This is a genomic window from Anatilimnocola aggregata (genome assembly GCF_007747655.1).
GTDB classification, from domain to species: domain Bacteria; phylum Planctomycetota; class Planctomycetia; order Pirellulales; family Pirellulaceae; genus Anatilimnocola; species Anatilimnocola aggregata.
Genome location: NZ_CP036274.1, coordinates 7803285 through 7823263, shown reverse-complemented (window position 1 = coordinate 7823263; position 19979 = coordinate 7803285). Strand labels below are relative to the sequence as shown.

General features: G+C 57.0%; 16 protein-coding genes. 6 read left to right on the top strand and 10 right to left on the bottom strand.

The annotated features are described in order from the left end of the window. Positions 1 to 17 precede the first annotated feature (17 nt). Positions 18 to 992, bottom strand: a complete 975-nt coding sequence (locus ETAA8_RS29765) for a sigma-70 family RNA polymerase sigma factor (protein ID WP_202921346.1) — start codon at positions 990 to 992, stop codon at positions 18 to 20. A 266-nt stretch (positions 993 to 1258) separates the two neighbouring features. On the opposite strand from ETAA8_RS29765, the gene ETAA8_RS29760 reads away from it, so the two are divergent. Continuing rightward, complete coding sequence (locus ETAA8_RS29760; protein WP_145097582.1) at positions 1259 to 2146, top strand: B12-binding domain-containing protein; 888 nt, start codon at positions 1259 to 1261, stop codon at positions 2144 to 2146. Positions 2147 to 2155: 9 nt separating this feature from the next. Here ETAA8_RS29760 and ETAA8_RS29755 read toward each other — a convergent pair whose 3' ends face one another. The 3 genes from ETAA8_RS29755 to ETAA8_RS29745 form a co-directional block, all read right to left on the bottom strand. Further along, on the bottom strand, positions 2156 to 3613 hold the full coding sequence (locus ETAA8_RS29755; RefSeq protein WP_145097579.1) for a hypothetical protein: 1458 nt from the start codon (positions 3611 to 3613) through the stop codon (positions 2156 to 2158). A gap of 139 nt (positions 3614 to 3752) precedes the next feature. Further along, on the bottom strand, positions 3753 to 4709 hold the full coding sequence (locus ETAA8_RS29750) for a cysteine peptidase family C39 domain-containing protein (protein ID WP_238397615.1): 957 nt from the start codon (positions 4707 to 4709) through the stop codon (positions 3753 to 3755). Positions 4710 to 5233: 524 nt separating this feature from the next. Beyond that, on the bottom strand, positions 5234 to 6643 hold the full coding sequence (locus tag ETAA8_RS29745; RefSeq protein ID WP_145083689.1) for a transposase: 1410 nt from the start codon (positions 6641 to 6643) through the stop codon (positions 5234 to 5236). Between the two features lie 152 nt (positions 6644 to 6795). Here ETAA8_RS29745 and ETAA8_RS29740 point away from each other — a divergent pair, with 152 nt between their 5' ends. The 3 genes from ETAA8_RS29740 (at position 6796) to ETAA8_RS29725 (ending at position 10047) form a co-directional block, all read left to right on the top strand. Continuing rightward, positions 6796 to 7305, top strand: coding sequence for a hypothetical protein (locus tag ETAA8_RS29740; RefSeq protein WP_145097576.1), 510 nt, complete (start codon positions 6796 to 6798; stop codon positions 7303 to 7305). Between the two features lie 176 nt (positions 7306 to 7481). Continuing rightward, positions 7482 to 7898, top strand: coding sequence for a DUF6960 family protein (locus ETAA8_RS29735; protein ID WP_145097573.1), 417 nt, complete (start codon positions 7482 to 7484; stop codon positions 7896 to 7898). 1198 nt (positions 7899 to 9096) lie between these two features. After that, positions 9097 to 10047: a hypothetical protein gene (locus ETAA8_RS29725; protein ID WP_145097567.1), complete on the top strand. Its 951-nt coding sequence runs from the start codon at positions 9097 to 9099 to the stop codon at positions 10045 to 10047. Between the two features lie 308 nt (positions 10048 to 10355). On the opposite strand, the gene ETAA8_RS29720 is transcribed toward ETAA8_RS29725, so the two are convergent. Further along, on the bottom strand, positions 10356 to 11612 hold the full coding sequence (locus tag ETAA8_RS29720; protein WP_145097564.1) for a hypothetical protein: 1257 nt from the start codon (positions 11610 to 11612) through the stop codon (positions 10356 to 10358). A gap of 295 nt (positions 11613 to 11907) precedes the next feature. On the opposite strand from ETAA8_RS29720, the gene ETAA8_RS29715 reads away from it, so the two are divergent. Further along, positions 11908 to 13326, top strand: a complete 1419-nt coding sequence (locus ETAA8_RS29715; protein ID WP_145097561.1) for a DUF1501 domain-containing protein — start codon at positions 11908 to 11910, stop codon at positions 13324 to 13326. A 17-nt stretch (positions 13327 to 13343) separates the two neighbouring features. Here ETAA8_RS29715 and ETAA8_RS29710 read toward each other — a convergent pair whose 3' ends face one another. Next, on the bottom strand, positions 13344 to 13850 hold the full coding sequence (locus ETAA8_RS29710; protein WP_238397614.1) for a hypothetical protein: 507 nt from the start codon (positions 13848 to 13850) through the stop codon (positions 13344 to 13346). Positions 13851 to 13863: 13 nt separating this feature from the next. On the opposite strand from ETAA8_RS29710, the gene ETAA8_RS29705 reads away from it, so the two are divergent. Further along, positions 13864 to 14142 (top strand): hypothetical protein, encoded by a 279-nt coding sequence (locus ETAA8_RS29705; RefSeq protein WP_145097556.1) that lies wholly within the window; start codon positions 13864 to 13866, stop codon positions 14140 to 14142. 69 nt (positions 14143 to 14211) lie between these two features. On the opposite strand, the gene ETAA8_RS29700 is transcribed toward ETAA8_RS29705, so the two are convergent. The 4 genes from ETAA8_RS29700 to ETAA8_RS29685 form a co-directional block, all read right to left on the bottom strand. Further along, a complete protein-coding gene (locus ETAA8_RS29700; protein WP_145097554.1) occupies positions 14212 to 15453 on the bottom strand; it encodes an SGNH/GDSL hydrolase family protein in 1242 nt (413 codons plus the stop codon). A 93-nt stretch (positions 15454 to 15546) separates the two neighbouring features. Further along, a complete protein-coding gene (locus ETAA8_RS29695; RefSeq protein ID WP_202921344.1) occupies positions 15547 to 17040 on the bottom strand; it encodes an acyl-CoA dehydrogenase family protein in 1494 nt (497 codons plus the stop codon). 331 nt (positions 17041 to 17371) lie between these two features. Then, the gene (locus tag ETAA8_RS29690) at positions 17372 to 18181 is read right to left on the bottom strand and encodes a hypothetical protein (RefSeq protein WP_145097548.1); all 810 of its coding nucleotides are present in this window, start codon (positions 18179 to 18181) and stop codon (positions 17372 to 17374) included. Positions 18182 to 19444: 1263 nt separating this feature from the next. Continuing rightward, positions 19445 to 19963, bottom strand: coding sequence for a metallophosphoesterase (locus tag ETAA8_RS29685; RefSeq protein WP_145097545.1), 519 nt, complete (start codon positions 19961 to 19963; stop codon positions 19445 to 19447). Positions 19964 to 19979: the final 16 nt, after the last annotated feature.

Below are 19979 nucleotides of genomic sequence, written 5' to 3'. Positions count from 1 at the left end.
TTGCGAAAGGGCGAGAACTAAGCCTCTTCAGGCGGGGCGAGTTTCACTTTCTCCGCCAGGGTGCGGAGTTTAGAGATGGCGCGCATCTCCAATTGTCGCACACGCTCCTTACAAACACCCAACTCTTCCGCCAGACTTTGCAAAGTTTGTACTTCTGCCTGTTCATCGAGGCCAAACCGGCGACGAATGATGGCTCGTTCGCGAGGATCGAGCCGCGCAAGGAGTCGTTTGAGGTTGCGGCGCAGATCCTCCCAGCGAGATTCGGTCAGCGCCGGATCGGTTTGCTCTTCGTGCTGATCTTCAAACAACAGGGCATCGGCATTCACAAAGCGGCGATCGTCGCGCTGAGAATTTTGCAGGTAGCGGCAGAGCGTGCGGCGCACCGCCTGGGTGGCGTAAGTGCTAAAGCGAAAACCACGGTCATAATCAAACTTCTCAGCTGCCCGCAGGAGCGAACCGATTCCCTCACTCAAGAGATCATCGAAGGCCAGGCGCGGATTGGCAAACTTCTTGGCAATGGAAACCACGAGCCGCAAGTTAGCTCGCACAATGCGATCGCGATCGGCTTTCGCTTGCAACAGGCAAGCTTCGATCTGGTGTACGAGTTCGCGATTGGGCCGCTGCGGGTTTAATTTGCGGCGCAAACGATCTGCTTCGTACTTGCAGTAGTTCATGCGGCGGAAGAGGGCGACTTCTTCCGCGGGCTTGAGCAACTTCGCCTCGCACAGTCGCGCCAAATGGACGGGCATCCCTTTGCCGGGCTGCCACTGTTGCTCGCGCGGGTCGACTTCCAGCGGCAAGGCTGCCATGATCTCGCGGCCATGGCGCGGGCTGCGAAAGGCGGCGTTGTACATAAACTCCGGCTCGAGGGCAGCCAGTTGATGGGCTGCTTCGCGCCACTGTTTCAAGGTGCGGCTAGCTGAGCGCCGCGGCGCAGATTCGGTGGTCGGAGAATTGGAATCGGCATCACTCCGGGCGGTGAGAAGAATCATTACTCGACACTCCAGAACTCTCTTAACGGCATTAAATCGTTCAAATCGTTCACGCACCATTATTACCGCAGCCGCAAATCAGGCACAACCGACGACTGGCAGAAAAAGGCCAATTCGTTCGCAGTTGCATTTAAGGTGTTTATCTGCAAAGGCTTACGAATTGTCTGCCAAATAAACACACTTGCCATCAGGTCGTTCGTTGTCAAAATGTCCAGGACGATACCAAGTCGACGGTTCGGTATCTCATTACTCAGGCAGGCACTGCTGTGTCCGAAACTTTCTCCCCTAAACAGGTTGCCCGAGCCATCGGCGTCAGCGAGTCGTCGCTGAAGCGGTGGTGCGACCGCGGGCTGATTCCCACCGTTTGCACGGTCGGGGGACATCGTCGGTTGCCTGTGCAGGGCGTGCTCGATTTCATCAAGACGAGCCAGCGAACGCTCGCGCACCCCGAGGTACTTGGGCTACCTTCTCCTTTGGGTGGCCGGCGTCGAACGCTCAGCGATGGAAGTGCCGAACTCGTTAACCTGCTCGTCGCCGGCGATGAACTCGGCGCACGTCGCCTGCTGATGGATTTGTTTCTCGACCATCACCGCGTGAGTCAGATTGGCGATGCGGTCTTAGCGCCCGCGTTTGCGCGAATCGGCGAACTGTGGGCCTGCGGCGATGTCGAAGTCTATCGCGAACGATTGGCCTGCCGAATTTGCACGCGGGTGATCGACGAAATTCGCCGACTGATTGTGCAACCGCCGCCCGAAGCACCGCTTGCGCTCGGTGCAACGCCGACTGGCGATTGGTACGAACTGCCCGGGGCGTTGGTCGAACTAGTAATGCGGCAGAATGGTTGGCGCACGGTTTCGCTGGGGAGCAACTTGCCCTTCGAAACGCTGGCAACTGCTGCCCTGCAACAGCGGCCGGGATTGTTCTGGCTCAGCGTGTCGCACGTCTCGAACCCGCCAGATTTTGCGGCCGACTATGGGCGACTCGCAGCCACACTAGGGAGCAATACGCCCATTGTGGTTGGTGGTCGCGCGGTCGACGAGAACTTGCGCGCGGCAATGCCAGGCGCTAACTTTTGCAACAACCTGGTTTCGCTCGAAACCTGGCTCAAACAGTTGCCCCAGCCGACGAGTGAAACCAACAGCAGTTCCCGTTAGCCCCTCGACCTAGGGTTTGGAGGGTACCGCAGCTTCCGCGGTTCGCTCTTTGGCAACGACCTGCAGCAACTCGACCAGCTTGTTGCGAATCTGCTCTTCGGCATCCACTTGCAGGCAACTCGTGCGCGCTCGCCAGGTGGTGTAACCGCCCAGCTTGTGCAATTCTTCGGGTGGAATATAACCTTCGCACCCATTAGCCAGCTCGATATTCATGGTGGTCTTGAGCGGGCTGTTCTTTTTGATGAACAGGCCCGTGCTCGCGTAAGTCTCGTTGGGAATCGTGGCGATGCCCAAGTCGCCCAGCCGAATGGCTTGCAACTTCAACTCGCGCGTCGGCGGCATATCGTGCATGAGGAGCGTTTCGCGAGCATAGACTTCTGGCACAGTCTTGGGTTTGCGACCTTCATAGGTTTTGACAAACTCGCGCGCTTGTTCGATTTCTTCCGCCGTGGGCTTGCGAATTTTTAGCGTCAGTTTTTCTTCGGTCATCACCAGCGGCACCCAGTCGAAATATTGAATCTTCTCAAACGCGGCGAAAGCAGCTGCCGAGACTTCCTTGGCCACGGTTTGCCGATCGAACATCCGCCGCGGCTTGGTGTAATCCATCAACCAAAGATCGCCGCTGGTGGCATTGCTATGCGCGGCCATAAACCCCGGTACCTCATCCGCTTTAAGCAGGCGCTGCATCTCTTCGCAGACCAGCGCGAAGTAATCGGCCGAGAGGGCCGGCGCGCCGACATAGTGGAGCGAATAGTTGGTCAGAACTGCTAATGGCTTGCCTTCCGGAGTTTGCAAACTGAGCACGGGAACTTCAGGATCGGTCGGCCCCGTGGCGCGAATCTTATTGGGATTGTCAAACCCAGGGTGCATCATCACGGTGTCGTTCTTGGTGCCTCCAAACGGATTCGTCGGCGCGATGCCAGGCTTCATTTCCCAATGCCGGCAAGCCACGTTCTGCTCATCGCGACCTACGCCCCAACCAATGCGCGCGGGCTGCAAGCGGGAGTGAGCTTGGGCAATTCCCTTGGCAATCTGCACGGGCAAGAACTTGCTATAAGCTTCGTCGGCATCCGACCCCAGGCAGCCATGCACGCTCGGCGCGCTATGGGTGTGCGTGGCCGAAATGAGCATGCGCTCGGTGGGAATGCCGGTCGCTTTGCTGGCCATCTCTTTGGCTTCGTCGAGCAATTCGCGCGGCATCATGCAACTATCGACAACGACGATGGCGATTTGATTCTTCCCGTCGTCGAGGACCAGGCAGCGGGCATGCAGCCGATCTTCGATCTTGTCGGCAACTCGTTCGCTCATGCCGCCGTTCACAATCACCGGCAACTGCAGCGGCGTGACATCCATCGCAAAAGCCCCCGCGCGAAAGACCGGGGGTTTATCGGCAGCCGAAGCGATTGCGCCAGACAGATCGACGAGCGTGCCAATCAGCAAACAGAGGAACAGGCGGCAGCGAGACATGATCGAGGTTCCTGGGCGAGTTTTCTGCGTGAGGGCAAAGGAAGCCGTCGCCCAATGTACCAAGCGCCTGAGCGCTCGCCAAATCCTGGGCGAACCGTGCCCCAACCCAAGCGGGGAGTGAACCGCCCAGGAAATAGCGCTACTTCATCCTCATTCCGTTCCCCTGCCAGAGTGTCTTGAGTTTCTCCTCGGACCAGACCTCCAGGCCGACAGCTGGATCGGCCATGACGAAGCCGCCATCGGGGTGGCGGTCGAGGGCGACGACGGCGTGCCCCATGCCGGGGATCCAGCCCCATTCCTTTTCGAAGCGCTCGTCTTCAACCCCCAGCGGCAATCGGACGGCCATGAGCACCGGCCAGTCGTTGTCGAGGAGCAATCGACTCAAGCTGCGGTCGACGATCTCGACTTGGCGGTTGTTTTTCGCGGCCATCAGTTGGATGCCGCGATAGAGTCCCAGCGTGGGCGTGCCGTCGTAGTCGGTCAGGCAGAGCGGGATCATGTCGCGCTCGCTGACGGAGATTCCTTCCGCACGTAGCAACGTGGCGGCGGCGGCCGGGCTGCAAGTGGCCCACGAGCTTTGCATCGCCACGGGCCCTTGCCATTTGTCTTGACCTGCCGGCGGCGGCCGCAAAGCGATCGACAAGAGAGGCCAGAGAATCGCCGCTAGCGAAGCGAACCCCAAGGCGGTCGCCATCAGGGCTCGACGCCAGCGTGCCATCTGTGGCAATCGCCAGGCCCACCCTGCACCCAGCGCGGCGAAGATCGCGGTCAGGTTCGTGTAGACGATGGCGGCCGAGCTGGGAACAACGCGGGCCCAGAAAAGTTGGCCTGCCCAGAATTGCAGGAACAACACCATCGCCAGAATCGAAAGGGCCAGCAGCAGCATGTTGCTTTGCCCCTTCTCTGCCCAAAGGAATCGAGCGGAAAGAATCGCCGCGCCCGCCGAGACGAACGACATCACTACAACCGCGGTCCAAATATCCCACATGGCAGTCACCGCGAGTGAAGAGGCAGCGAACGTTGAATTCAAGATCGTCAGCAGTACGATCGCCAGCAAATAGAACCGGAGTCTACCACCGGGAGCGACCCAAGACATGCCAAGACTTGGCGAAGTGGCTATCTGGCTTTTGCTCTGCTCGCCCCGTTCATCCGCGACGTAACTTTGCCGGCCCAGTCACTCCGCACCACCAACTTGTCCAATTAAGACCAGTTCTTTCGGGTGGTTTGTATTGGGTTTCCCCGAGAAAAATCGCAGGTGGCTGCGGCAGTAGTTGAACACCACCCATTTTAGCTATTATCGACTTACGTCGATTTCTTGTTGCCGCATGACGTTTGTACCCCCACCAGCACTCGCCCCGGGCAACCAGCGTCAGACTTGAGTTGGGACTTCCTATAGGTGCCACCCACGCCGCCGGACTTCTGGCTTGGCCCGTAACGCACGATTTGTCTCCCGCGAGTTCTGGCCTGGTTCGAGCTGCCACCTCCTGCCAAAAACTCCCTTGACGTCCGACTGCCCAACGAGCATCGTACCCACCTCAGCACTGGCCAAGGCAGCCAGTGGCACACTTGTGAATAACTAATCACATATTAGGCAGTGCCACCCAACGCCGTGAACCCTTTTTAGGCAGCGGTCGTGAGGTAGCGGGCGCGATGGATTTGGGACTTGGTGGCGAGTAGGAACTCGGGAGAGCCAGCGGGCGGGTCGGGACGTTTTTTGCGAGGATAGTTGCGGCTGGATTTGTTGGCTCGCTCGTAGGTGTCGCGCACTGCTTGAGGGAGTTGGTGGGGGAGCGATTGTTGCCGAGCCAGCGGATGTCGATAGTCGCGCATCAGCCGCCGATACGTGCGCCAGACGCCCGCTAGGCTGAGTTGAGTAGGATCTAGTTGTACGCGCGTCGCTTGGACCTGAGCATCGAGCGCCATGCTCCATAGTCCCAGCAGCGACCACTCCAACTCCAAACGCGCATGCGCGGCATTGGTGCTGCGAAGTTTGCGGCGCTGATACGTTTGCTTCAAGTGGCGAAAGAAGAGTTCCACGCCCCAGCGACGACGGTAAACGTCGAGGACTTGCCCGCGCGATAATTCTTCTTCTCCGACGCTGGTGAGCAAGTAGACCGGATACTTTCCACCAGTGGCCACGACGAGGCGTAACACGAGCGGCGGCTGACTGCGACGGGCAGCACGATCGGGCCAGAGATACACCGTGCCAACGACTTCGCGGGAGAAGCCCAGCTTGTACAGCAGACGCACATTCGAACCGACTCGCACCAGGAAATGGCGACCACTGTTAACAACGGCGCGCAGACAATCGTAACCCACGAAGCCAGCATCGGCGGTGATCAGGGCATTGCTCGGAAGTTCGTCGAGCATCGCCAACCAATGCTCGCGCTCGCTACTGCCGGTCGGACCGATTCGCCACGACCAAGGCAGTCCTGTGCCGACGTGAAACAGCAGGGTCAACCACATTTGCGGGACGCTTGCCTTGCGCGAGTGAATCGCGGTGCGCGGTTTCTGGCGACGATTGCGTTTGAGTTTTCGTCCCTTACCATCGCGAACCGGAGCATGTGCCGCCTCGTGTGACTTGCTTCGCGGCACGTCGACTCGGCTGCCATCAATGCCGAAGAGGACCAGGCCATGAACTCGCCAAAGGGTGGGTAATGCACGCTGCATCTGCCGTCGAAACGTCACCTGCAATACGCCGACCAGCAGCACCGTCCAACGCAGCAGCAACTTCATGAAGGCTTGCACCGAACTGGCAAACTCCTGTTGCGGCGCAAACAGAAATTGAGCTAATCTGCGGGCAGCAAAGAAGCGGTCCCCCAGCGTGAGTTCATCCGACCAAGCCCAGAGCAACGCCGTGGCCGCCAATTGCCGTGGGCCCCACGTGCAGTCGTCACGAAACCGAATCGCACCCCAGTCCCCCTCGCCGAGCAATCGCTCCAGTGACTGCTTGAGCTGATCCGCTTGGAACTCGGCAACGACAACCTGACTTCGACCTTGCTGACTTCGACTAGGGTCTTGATGCGACATTCCCGAATCCTTTCGGGTGAGCGGTGAACGATCCTTTCGCGGTGAGAAACGAAAGCATCGCCACTAACCTCAATCGCATCAAGACTTTTTCACTCTCGCCAAAAAGGGTTCACGGCGTTGAGTGCCACCCCGCCGTGAGGACGAATTCATTCATGCGATTCTCTGTGCGTTCATTGTTGATGGTCGTATGCGCAGTTGCCCTTTTTCTCGGGATTTCGATTCCACTGTATCGTCTGTGGTTTCCAGATGCGTATGCTCACGTGCAGGTGTACAAAACGCGGATGGCGAACTCAGTAGGCGCAAATGGAATGATAGAGATTGAGTTGCGTCGCAGCGATGGAACGTTTGAAAGTTACTACGACCTTCTTTCTGTTCCAGGTGAGTTAGACCGTGTGACTATTTCAGGAACGCCGCGAAGAGTTTATGGTTTAAAGTTAGATTTGGAACCTACACAGCCTATCACTTTGGGAATGCGAAAGCGCCATGCGCAAAAAACTAAGTTCTTGGATGCTCATGTGAATGTTGATGATCTGGGGTTTTCGGAGTATGTCCTCGGCAAAGGGATGATCGTGAAGCCGTGTGGAGCGTCCAGGTTTCGGTTGACAATTGGAAAGTCTCAAGAACAGTTACTTCGGCTACATCCGGAGGATATTCAGCCCTGACACGTTGACTTTGAGCTGAATAAAAAGCGAATCGTGAGGATCGCCACCAAAGAAACATTCGCGCACACAACCTTCGGCAGCGCTCATTTGTCAGGGCGGAGTACCGACCTGAGCTACCGGCTTAACGGCATGGCCCCGCCAGTCTATGGTCAAGGAGATGCAGAGGAGTAGGATGTATGACGGTGCCAGTTGCTGTTGGTTCGTACGGTCTCTATCCATGGTTCAAGGAGCATGGAATTGACAAGGTACAGCCAGATGACCTCGAGAGACTGACAAGACTCAGTCCATACGGAAAGGTGTTTTGTGTTGAGGGTATAGAAGGTGATTGGATTTATATTTCATATGGCGATGAGCGATTCAGGGTCGCCCCCTCTCTTTTCGAAACAGTTCATGCACCACGTTTTCATTTAAACCAAAGGATCCGCATAAACGGAAAATCGGGCGATGTAAACGGCACAGTTGTCGGCGTTCAATGGCATTGGAAGCAAGAGCGACCATACTACACGCTTCAAATTGGTAATCGCGTTAGCAGCAAACAGTTTTGGGAAGAAGATCTGAATGAGTTTGTAGGTCAGGCCGGTACTCCGTCCTGACAAACCAGCCCTGCCCCAACAACAAACCGCCGTTTAACTCTCCCGCGTTGCCCCGCAACTCTGGTCCCATGCGCCGAGTCGAACCGCATTGTGTCAGGCAGGAGTACCTGCCTGAACTACCTACTGATCAAGTCGGGCCCATGAAAAGCTTACCGTTTTATCCGGCCAGAATTCCAAGAATCTCCCGAAGCGGAGGGGTGTGGCACGTCTCGTCCTTACGTCCAACCGCAGCAGTAAGGCGAGTGCATTTATCGCGATTCAAGAATTCTCCCTCTTCCTGCGACATTCTCTCTAATGCTGCCTTTGCGAGCCTCTGAAAGTCGACGTGGGGGACCTCGACTTCGCGCAACTCACTTTCGACATCCAGATAGTAGATCCCCGTCGTAGCACGGTCATTCCACCACCCCGATAACTTCTCCGCATTTCCTTGTTCGGATTCCTGAAGATCAGACGACGCTGCATCGATCAAATAAAGCATGGCAATTGCAAGGCAACCGTCTGAGACGGAGTGCTTTTTGCCGTTGACTATTAGTATTGCGTGCGATGACATGTTAATGTGAAGGGTTGTAGTCAGTCAGTAGGTCAGGTCAGTACTCCGCCCTGACAGAATAGCAATTGTCGTGACGCCGGTCATTCGGTCACTCGCCAATTCTGGCGGAAGGTTGCTCGTGCCTGCCTTAGTTCAACCACCGGCGAGTAAACTTGCTGAGAATCTTCGATCAACGCGAATCGCGATCGTCGGGAGCCTGTTCAACGTGGTCCCCTCGCATTGTGTCAGGCAGGAGTACCTGCCTGACCTGCCTACTGCCGCCTCCTGCCAAAAACTCCCTTGACGTCCTACTGCCCAACGAGCATCGTACACACCTCAGCACTGGCCCAGGCAGCCAGTGGCACACTTTTCAATATCTATTCACAAGATTGACGGTGCCACCCCGCCGTCTTTTGACTCCAGCACCTCTTTGGGTTTCCTAAGAATACGCAAATCATTATCCCACCAAGTGCTGGCGCGAACGGATACAATTTGCTGGAATGTTCTTCGAGCAATGTGAGTCGCGATCGTCGGAAGCAATTGCCCCAATACGTGCGAATGATCGGGCAGCAAAACCACGGCAATCACGGTGAATGGAAACTGAAGCAGCGACCATCGCCGGCCTGCTCAACCTGGTCCCCTCGCATTAAGTCAGGGCGGGAGTTTGTGATGAATGTATTCCGAGTGGAAGATGACACTAATCGCTTTGTTGGCTTTCGTGATAAACGATCGGACCTGTTCGCGAATAGATTTAAAGAGATGCTCAATGGAGTATCGCTAGCGAAGTACTGGACAAAAGGCCCTGTCGATGTTTTGCCTGGAATGGCTGGGGACTTCGTTGGGGGGCCGGTGATATTTGCTCGCATCGCTGCGACTGCACGTGTGATTGATCTTCTTGGAAAGCCGCTTGCCTCGTGTTGTGAACTTCTGCCATTTGAAAGCCTAGGTCAAACATATTGGGGATTGTATTTGCCTAAGACATCTAGTTGTCTTGATTTAGATAAATCGCCGTTCTGGTCGAAGACACCAGACAATTCTCAGATTCGCGATCCTGTGTTTGTTGAGAATATGATTCCAAATGACTTACTTTTTAGGCTCCCGGGATCCTTTCACTACTATGCAACGGATAGCTTGGTGGACCTTGTTCAAAAACACTCTCTTACGGGCTTGAGGCTTCGTCGAGTTTGGAGCAGAAGCGGCGAGAGTACTATCGGAACCAGTTCCAGCTTACCTGAAGTTTCAAGAGGAGATTTGCCCAGGGTCAAGAAACGAATAACTACCAAACGAGATCGGTTGCTGAAGCGACTCTGGGAGGACGCAATTGACTCATGGACCACTTCGGACAGGCTCACGGAAATGTTCAGCGCTAAGTCGAGTGAGCTGCCCGCGATGACGAGCGAAGGGGTTGCTGCTATTCGCAAGCTACAAGGATTCGGCGTGAAACCGTCGGAAATAACGCATTTGGTACGAGCGGTTGCATATCAGGTAGCATTTGATGTTCTGATTGCGATCGAGGAAGAAGGGCTGGATCGTAGTGCCGCACTTCGATCACTTCATGAAGATCTGCTCACATCAAATCCGAATCCGTGGTTGCCGGCAAACTCGGCAGTAAGTAAGTAGGTCAGGCCGGTACTCCGTCCTGACAGACGGAGTTTGAAATGCTGCGAGCGTGATTTGGCAAGACGATGCGGGATCGCTTAGAATCCTTTGCCGATCAACGGTTGTCTCCAAGGTGTGTGTGCAAAATATGTCCCGCTATCGACACAATTTCGTGGCGACAATCGATCACCGGAGTTGCCGCAACGCGGGGAATAAACCGGTGTGTTGTTTGTTGGGTCAGGCCTGGTTCGTCCGTGCGGGGTACCGACCTGGCCAACCAACTGCAAAGCGCAACCAACCTGCCTGACCTACCAGCTACCAGCTACCGGCTACGCGGCGCGGCGTTGTTGGCCGGGGTCGCGGCGGGCGAGCTTTTTCAGGCGGCGACGTTCAGACTTCGAGAGGTTCGAGTCTTCGTCCTCGTCTTCATCCTCGTCATCGTCGTCGGCATAGTTACTGGGTGCGGTGTTCGTCTTGCTGCTGATGCTGGCCGAAGCCGTGGGAGCGGTTGACGAGCCAAACTTCAAGCCACTGGCTGCGGCGGGCTTGGCAGCAGTTGGCGCTTCCTTCTTGTCGACCTCTTTTTTATCCGCTTCCTTCTTGTCCTTGGCGGCTGGTTTCTTCTCGGCATCGTCATCCGCAACAACTGCCAACTTGGCTTTGCTCTTCGGTTTCTTTTTGGCCTTCGGCGAGGCATCGACCGTCACCATCAAGCGCCCTTGAGCGTCGAAGTGGACGTGCCGAGCATAGAGCAGGACCGCCGTGATGAGCGAAACGTGAGCCAGCAAGGTGAGGCTGCTGGAGATCACCGTTTGCAGGACATGCCCGCCAGGTAGCGGAGCCATTTCGAGGTGCAAGGCGATGCCAGCGAAGTAAAGCAAAGCTGCACAGGAAGCGGCGACCATCGCAGCCAGCGAAGACCAGATTTCGAACGAGGCGCGCAGTCCAAGCGTGCCAAAGATCAGGCCATAGATGCCGACCCACAGCAGCTTATGGCCGCCGGGCATGCCATCGCCGGCCAGCAATTGCAGCGCGTGACCCAAGGCATCGTGCAGGCCAGTCGCGGTATCGATGCTGGCCCACGCGAGTGCGACGCCGACCCACCACCAAACGCGATAGCGGCCGCGGTAATCGTCCACGCGATGGGCGCGAATCGAGAGCAGGCTATAAACCATCAGCACGCCGCCGGCGAACATCAGCGACGAGAACCAAGAGCCGATATTGCCCCGCGCATCTAAATCGAGCGCGGCGAACGGATGTTCCGCAGTCGTAGCGCCGGCCTTGATCTGTGCCGGATTTATTTTGGCATAGCCGCCGGGTGGCGTGGCAAAGATATAGAGTGCTTCGATGCCGGCGACCGCAGTCAGCAGCAGTAAGATGGTGGCGATGACGGCAAAGGGACGGAGTGGAATGAACTCGCTGACGCGCTTTTGGCGGTCGCTGAGGACGCTTTCGCTATACGCTCGGACAGGCCCCTTCGACGACGTAGTCGCCTGGGCTTTGTCGGTGTCGCTGGGCGTAGCGATCTCATCCATGAGAACGCGCCGCCGGCGCTCGTCGAGCTGACCGCTGCGTCGAAAATCCATCTTCGTCGCGCTTCTTGCTGGGTAGGGTAGATTTGCGGCTCTGCCGCAGGAGAGTCCCGCTGGGAAAAGCGTATGCTCTCACTTTCGGCACTTCCCCCGCGAATCTGTACGCGGCTCGCGCCAGCCCGCAGGGCTTCTGCTGCTTGTTGCTAGCGGCCACTGCATTCGCTCGGCTTGCCGGCGACCTTCGCTTGACTCGGCACACTCCGAGAGACGATCATATTCATCAGCGATTGTGGATTGATGCCCACCTCAACTCCCTCCCCTCCTGCACCCCACAAGCTGAGTTGGTCCGATGCTGAATATTCAAGGCGGAAAGTATCGATACTGCGATGGCCTGACCCGGCGGGACTTCGTCCGCGCCGGTTCGCTAGCCTTCGGCGGGCTGGCACTGGGACAATTCTCGTTGCCGACCATGCTGCGAGCAGAAGCAGCAGCCGGTGTGCGGAATTCGCAGAAGGCGGTGATTTTGATTCACCTCGACGGTGGGCCGCCGCAGCAAGACATGATCGACCTGAAGCCGGAAGCACCGGTCGAAGTTCGCGGCGAGTTCACCAGCATTCCAACTGCTATCCCAGGCTTTCACGTGGGCGAACTCCTTCCCAAACTGGCGGCGAATGCGAAAAAGTTTGCGTTCATCCGCTCGTTGGTCGGTTCCGCGGGTGCCCACGATGCGTTTCAATGCCAGTCGGGCTTTGGGGCCAAAGAACTGAATACGATGGGTGGCTGGCCGGCGCTCGGCTGCGTACTCGGCAAGTTGCAAGGGACCACGCGCGATCCGGCCCCGTCGTTTGTCGACATGATGCAAGGCCGTCCGCTCGTGCGCAACAGTGCGCGGCCTGGTTTCCTCGGTCCTTCTTACCAGGCCTTTCGGCCCGATATTTCGCACCTGTTTGTGCGCGAACTCGAACAAGGAATGGTCGGCGAACTGGCCCGTCGCGGCCAGAACCACGCCACCAGTCTCGCGCTGAACGAAACGCTGTCGCTCGGTCGCATCGACGATCGTCGCCAGCTTCTCGCAGGTCTCGATCGTTACCGCCGCGAAGTGGACCGCAGCGGAATGATGGGCGCGATGGATAATTTTTCGCAGCAAGCAGTCGGCATTCTGACTTCTGGTCGCTTCGCCCGCGCACTCGATCTGCAAGACGAGCCAGCCGTGGGGCTGAAGCGCTACGAACTCGAAAACCCGGTTGAACAAGTCGGCACCAGCGACGCGGGCTTTGCCACGAACAAGTTTTTGCTCGCGCGACGGCTCGTCGAAGCGGGGGTTCGCTGCGTCAGTCTCACGCTGGCCGATTACGACACGCATAGCGGCAACTTCGACCGCATGCGCCGCTTGATGCCGGTGCTCGACCACGGGCTCACCACGCTCGTCAACGACTTTGAAGAGCGCGGCATGCTCGACGACGTCTCGATCATCGTCTGGGGCGAATTCGGCCGCACTCCCAAGATCAACAAGAATGCGGGCCGCGATCACTGGCCCGGTGTGGGGATGGCCCTGCTGGCCGGTGGCGGCATGCAGACCGGGCAAGTCATCGGCAAGACCGACCGCAACGCCGCGGTTGCCATCGAACGTCCCGTTCACTATCAAGACGTGATGGCCACACTCTATCGCAAACTGGGCATCGACCCCGTGAGCACCACGCTCACCGATCCCTCCGGTCGCCCGCAACACCTGGTCGGCACCGGGAAGGTGATTGGGGAGTTGGTGTAAGACAAGACCTGTTTAATTTACAGTTCTGGATCCCAGTTTTCCGGGGTGATGTTATAGGGATTGGGGTCGCTGTAGTAAATTCCGAGCGATCTCAGGCGGGCGAGGATTTTCTGAATCGTTGGCCAGTGATCGCCCCAAAGCTCTTGCTGAAGATCGTTCCAGTCAGCCATCGTTTGTTCGCTAAAGTCGGGCGGACGATCCAGGGTCACCTTACCGAAGTCAAGAATTCTAGGTGGCTGAACGATATCGATTTCGATTGCCAGTAGCGGTACCGAGAAATCGATCAAGCGAGGAACGGCATACCCACAAATCTCAGTAATATTGGCCTGAAATAGTCGCCGATAGCTTTCCAGTTCCTGCTGAAAGGTTTGCGGCAATTTCAAGATTTTAACTGCAGTTCGGCGATTCGTTTCCCAAACACTGCCATCGGTTCCACTGCCCAACTCGCGTACAATTGAACTTCGATGGTGCTGGCAGTACAAAGCAGCACGTTGGAATAATTCAGAGGACGTCATGGCGATCATTCACAGCGACGGAATGTCCACTGCAGTACGAATTCACCTGCAAGTGGATGGTTTGCGTCTGCGCGTTTCTCAAGTCGGCGAGAACTCGCTCATCTTGCGCGAGCCAGAGCAATTGGAAGCGGGTAACGCCCAGCTAATCATCAGCGTCGATGGCGACGAGATCGTACATCCGATTCATCTGACCGATGGTATTGCCGGGCGAACCGTTTTTTTCAAGGACTTGGATACTTGCCCTGCCGACGCGGAGTTCCGAAATACGGGCAACTCCGCAGACCATATCGTTCCGTTTTAGGACGTGAACAAATCTAGGCTGATCCCTCTCTCCTTTGAGAAAGGGATCGGCTAACTTCAAAGGCAAACGCTACTTCACTCCCTTAATCTCAAACGCAATCGGCTGGGGCTGGCAAAGTGCGGCGAGTTCCGTTTCGAGCGCGTCGATGGCTGCTTGAGCTTCGGCAATGGCCTTTTGAGTTTCAGCGATCTTGGCTTCGTCCTTCGCCTTCACAGCTACGTCGTTCGCCTTGCTGGCCGTGCGGAACGCGTTGTTGGCCGGGCCTTGTAATTTGCCGATCAGAGCCACGATTTGCTGACCTCGTTCGCCGGTCGCTGCTTCGCCCGCAGTGGCGATGTTCCAGCCAGCGGCCAGTTGCTCGGCAGTGACCTTGGCGACTTCCTTGCCATTCAACGACACGCTGTAGTCACCAGCAGCCAGGCCGTTGACTTGCAGCAGGTAGCGCGACTGGTCGGCAATCGAAGGGAGAACTTGCAGCGCCGTCTTGCAAGCGGTGGGCACGGGCCAGGGGCTACGTTCGTCGAGGCGTGTGAACGAAAGCGAACCAGCGCCAGCCTTCACGTCCGAGATCTTGCACTGCTTGGCGTCGACAACCTTGCCGTCCGCATCGAGTGTGGCTGAGCTGACTTCTTTCTCGGCACCGAGACCGGCGAGAATGGCCGCGGCCATGGTGTATTGTCCGACCGGGCCAGGATGAACTGGATCGCCCCCGAGGCTCAGCTTCTGCGTGTTGTCTTCGTTGCGGTTCTCGTGCCAGAGCTTGATGAGCGGGTGATACTGGTCGACCATCACCACTTTCTCTTCGGCGGCCAACTTGGCGAGGGCATCGGTGTACGGATGAATGCGGCGGCAGCGGTCGCTCTTCCAGTCGTCCATTTTGCTCCCATCGTTCACCGGGCTCGAAGAAATGAGAACCGGCGTGGCCTTCACGGCGCGAATGCTCGCAAGCAACTTCTGCATGCCTGCGATGTACCTGGCCGGATCGTCGCCAGCACCGACGTCGTTCATGCCGAGTTCGATGCTAATGATCGTGGGCTTGAAAGCAGCCAGGTCGTAGTCAAAGCGGGCCAGCGTGCTGCCAGTGGTGTGACCGCCAACGCCCGAATTACGAAACTGCACCTTCAAGTTCGGATAACGCGTCCGGTAGTAAGCCTCGATGTAATTCGAATGCTGACGCTGGGCGGTGATGCTGTCGCCGGCCATCACCCACACATCGCCCGCTTTGACTTGAAATGGCTCCGCCGCGGGGGCAGCAGCGGTGAAGCAGGTGAGCGCAAGTAAACCAACTACGAAGAAGGGCTGAAGCCGCATACAAGAACCTTTGCAAGAGAGGGAAGGACTTTCCGGAGGTGGGAGCGTGCCAGTATTGGCCAGTTTGGGCCCCGCGTCAAATTACGATGGGCATCACGCGTCGTACGACAGCGGGATTTCGAACTCGGCAACCGGGCCGAGCCAGGCTGGATCGCTCGTCAAAATTTCGCGACCGAGTTGCACTTCGCACGCTCGTTCGTTGGGCGTGGCGCGCGTGCCGCTGAGAGTACGTTGCATTTGTTGGCAAAGGAGTTCTGCTGCTGATTGCTGCAATTGATTCGGCGATTGTTGTTGCCACGCTTGAATCACGGTGAGCGCCGTCACCGCTTGAATGCGCTGAGCCAGTTCGAGCAGTTGGCTCTGTGTGCCGCCGAGTTTGCCATTTGAATCGAGCAACTGCTCAAGCTCGGCTCCCATCGCTCCCCATTCGGCAGGGAGCGCATTTGATCTGCGAGATTCTTCGTCCTTCGATCGACGTGCCGGCTTCTTCGCGAGCGCGTGAATCATCGCCAGCCCTAGCAAGTCGTTCTCGCCTTCGTAGATGCAAGGTGCGAGGTAATCGTAGGCGTTGTCCCCCGTGGCCTGACCGCGGAGAAAGAAGCGGCCGCCATGCGTGGGCAAGGCCAGATTCAGCGCTGCTTCTTTCACGGCCTGGCTGGCGAAGACTTTGGCGATCATCGCTTCGAGTTCGCAGCGATAGCCCGCATCGAGCAGCGTGCCGCACCAGGCGGCGAGTGCATCGCAGCCCGCAATCAGTGCCGCCACGCGGGCCACGCGCGCTTGCACCAATTCGGTCGCAGCCAAAGGCTGACCTTGCACGTGGCGATAACGGGCCCAGGCAAGCATACCACCGAGAATCGCCCGCAGATGTCCCGCGGCCAGCGCGGCAATCGCTGCGCGGCCGCGATTCAATCCATGATAGACAATCGCCAGGCCATCTTTACCCGCAGGTGGCGCAAGGAGTGAATCGAGTGGCACCGCGAAGTTGGTCAGCTTCATTCCTTGATTGATCGTATGCCGTAGCGGATGGAGTGGATTGGGCACGAGCGAAAACTGCTGGTTCTCTTCCGCAGGCAAATCGACAACGACCACAGCCAGTTGGTCTTCCAACCGGCAGAGGAGCCCAATCGTGCGGCCAGGGGCCAGATTGGTGACGAACGCTTTTTGGCCCGTCAGTCGCAGTTCGTTCCCGGCGCGCACAGCTATCGTGCGAATGCGGCGCAAGTCGGAGCCCGCTGCAGGTTCTGTCGAGGCAAATGCCGAGAGCTTGTCGCCGCGGGCCAGTGCGGGGAGATATCGCTGCTGCTGCGCGGGACTGCCAAAAGACTGCAAGGGATCGACCGCGCCGATGCAGCCATGCACGGCTGCCAAGCCGGCGAAGGGAGCATCGATTGTCGCCGCGCGCGTGAGGAAGGGGAGAAAATGCCGCAGTCCGCAGCCACTGCCGCCATAGTCGCGAGCCACCAGCAAGCCCCAGTAGCCAGCGCGACCCAGTTCGCGAATGACCGCGTCGCTGTTCTTGTTGTCCGTGCCGCGCAAGGTTCCACGTTCGCGATGCTGCTGCAAGACCTGCAGTGAAGCGGACATCACCAACTCAACATGCGCGGGAACGGGGTCATCTGCTGACTGAAACAATTGCTGCGGGCAATCAACGGCTGACCACAGGGCCCGATAGACGGGACTCTGATCTGCGCGCTCGTTCGCTGGATTTTGCTGGCCAAAGTTCATGGCCCTAATCTAATCGATCGTCTCAGGAAGTGTGGCGAAGTTTGCGGGATCAAAAGTCATTGTGCCACCAAAAATAAACCGACCCATATTGTTCGTTTGCTGGAAGAAGCGATTCCGCGCTTGCGGGCAGTGGCCAATACCACACTCCCCGACTGGGCGTGACGGAGGATTAGCGTGATGCGTCTTTCGCTTAGTTGGCCAGGCCAACGGATTCTTTTGTCAAAATGAAATCCATCACTTCACAAGGTAGTTGCAAGCCATTTGGCCAGCGCAGCCCTGCTGCGGCGAATAAGATCGAAGCATCCCAGCTAACAGGGACTCTGGAGTGCCGAGGCCGAAAGTCCAAGCGAATGAATTCACGCACCAACTTGGTGACGTACTTGGCACAAGCTACTGGATCGCCGGCTGCGATGCATTGAATGCCACGTTGCAGTGCCGCTGCGCGAGGTTTGTTAAGCGTGCTTGTTGGCGGCACTGCTGCCCAGTGGGCCAGAACAAAGTGCGGCAAAACTTCAGCCAGAAAGTACAACGCCCGGCGATCTGCAATGGTTCGCCGCCAAGCGCCGTCATCAGGTGGCAAATCGTCCTTCACATAGCTGCAGATTGCCGCCAGCACTTCGTAGTCACGCGCGAGCAAAGCTGACAGAACTCCCATGCGAAACTCGTCGACCCAGTTAAGTACTTCGCGACATTTTTGGCGATCACAAGGCTCATAGTAGACGATCGTGTTTTCCCGCCAGTCACCCAAAAAATAATCGCAAGCAAGACGAGCTGCCGTTGGAATGACAACTGGAATCCTCAGATGAGGATCCTCTACGCCAAAGTGAGCCAGGTGGATGACATCGAAGTAAAGACTCAGATCGTGCTCTCGTGCGAAGTCGCTGGAGAAAAAGCCGTAATCCGACGGCTGGCCAGGGTTATCTTTGTACCTGCCGATGAACTCGCGACCCTCGGAAACGATCGTTACGATGTTCGAGATGACTGCCTCGGATAGGCCCATACGAAGAAGACGCTCTTGATTCATTGATGAAGCGATCGGGGCAAGGGTCGTTGGCAGCTTGGATAGGCGACTTTCTTATTTGAGAAAATTGTATCCGCGTAAACTCACATCAAATAGCTAGACGAATAACCCGCCAGCAGAATCTCGCGGGTTGGCGACCAAGTCGATTCACCTCCATCGCGAGGAAATCCTGGAAAAGTCTGTCGCGATTCACGCTGGCATTTTTCAGGAAACCCGAAGCGTCAGCGAGGAGAGCGATCAGGAGGCACAGAATTGAATTGTGCCGTGATTCGTTCGATCGAAGGTCGAGGTGAATCGCAGGTGACCGAAGCGAATGGTCTAACTGCGACAACAATTCAAACCGACGATGAGCACTCTCCTCGCTGACGCTTCGGGTTACCTAAATTCCGCAAGTTTTTGGTCACTGGCTATCGCCGCATGGCGGCAGCGAGATCTTTCGCAAAAAAACTGTAAACGTTCACGCCAGTACCCGGTAGGTTCTGGCCGCTGGCCGGAACCTGAAGCGGCGAGACACCGAATTTGTAGTTTGCCGGTCGGATGCCGAATGATGGTCCAACTGCCGACCAGGATCACATCCGGCGGATGTGATTTACATGCTGGCGTGAACGGTTACGAAAAACTTGGCGTCGTGACCAGACGTGTCACGGCGTAAGTATCTAATCAGAATGGACAAAGGTGTTTGGCAGTTTATTCGGATGTTGGCAATACATTTAAGGCAGTTGCTGAGTTCTATCGGTGCGCGCGGAGGGAGGGGAAGGTGCGGTGATGGCAGGAAGTGGCGAGATAAGGTTTGCGAAGTTCGCTGCCGCAATTTGGAAAGTGAGTAGTGGCCAGTTGGTGAAAACGGAATCGCCTGGCTTGCGAATGGGGCCGGGAGATTTCCGCACGGGAACTCGGAATAACGGAAAGATAATGGAAATCGAATTCTGGAAAGTGCCTGATTGGAGCGAGCGCAAGCTATTGGCGAACAATGGGTTCAGGCCAGAATGCGAACGTGCGATGTTTGCGAATAACGGAAATTTCCTGATCAGAGCAAGGTCTGGAATCGCGGGGTTCCGGTGGAGATTGTTGGCCGCGAATATGGAAATAATGGAAATTAATTTTTTGAAATGTCCTTAATTCTATTCACATAAGTTGTTTGCATTTAATAACTTACGGAAGCAATTCCGCTTCGTAGTGAGTTGGGATTACGGAAATTTCTGGCAAGACGGTGCCAGCAGGCAGGCTACGGTTGTGGAAAGGTCAGGGGGCTGGTTGGGTGGCCGTTGGCACGAGCAGGTCGACGACTTCGGCGTGGCGGGTGGTGGTGTCGAAGAGGACGATGGTCGGACGGCCGAACGTCCAGCCGCTGGTCTCGCCGGGGTTGATGAGCAGGCGACCGGCTTCGTCCCGCTCGATTCGCGGTTTATGGGTGTGGCCAAAGATGGCGACATCGTACTCCTCGGTCAGCCCGCGGAGTTGCCGCTTCATGTGCGTGATGACAAAACGCGTGCCGTCGTCGGTCGTCCAAAAAACCGGTGCCTCGGCAAGCTTCCCCTTGAGGAGCCCGAAGCCCGCGAGGAGGCCGACTTTATTTCCTTCGTTATCGCCGAAGCAGGCAATGATGGGCATCTGCAACTTGCGGAGGGGCGGGACGGCGAACGTCGAAACCAGGTCGCCAGCAAACAGGACCAACTCGACCTGCTCGCGGTTAAAACGCTCGACCGCGAGGCGCAGATTATCGAGATGGTCGTGCGTGTCCGCAAAGATTCCGATGCGCATGAGAACCGAACAATAG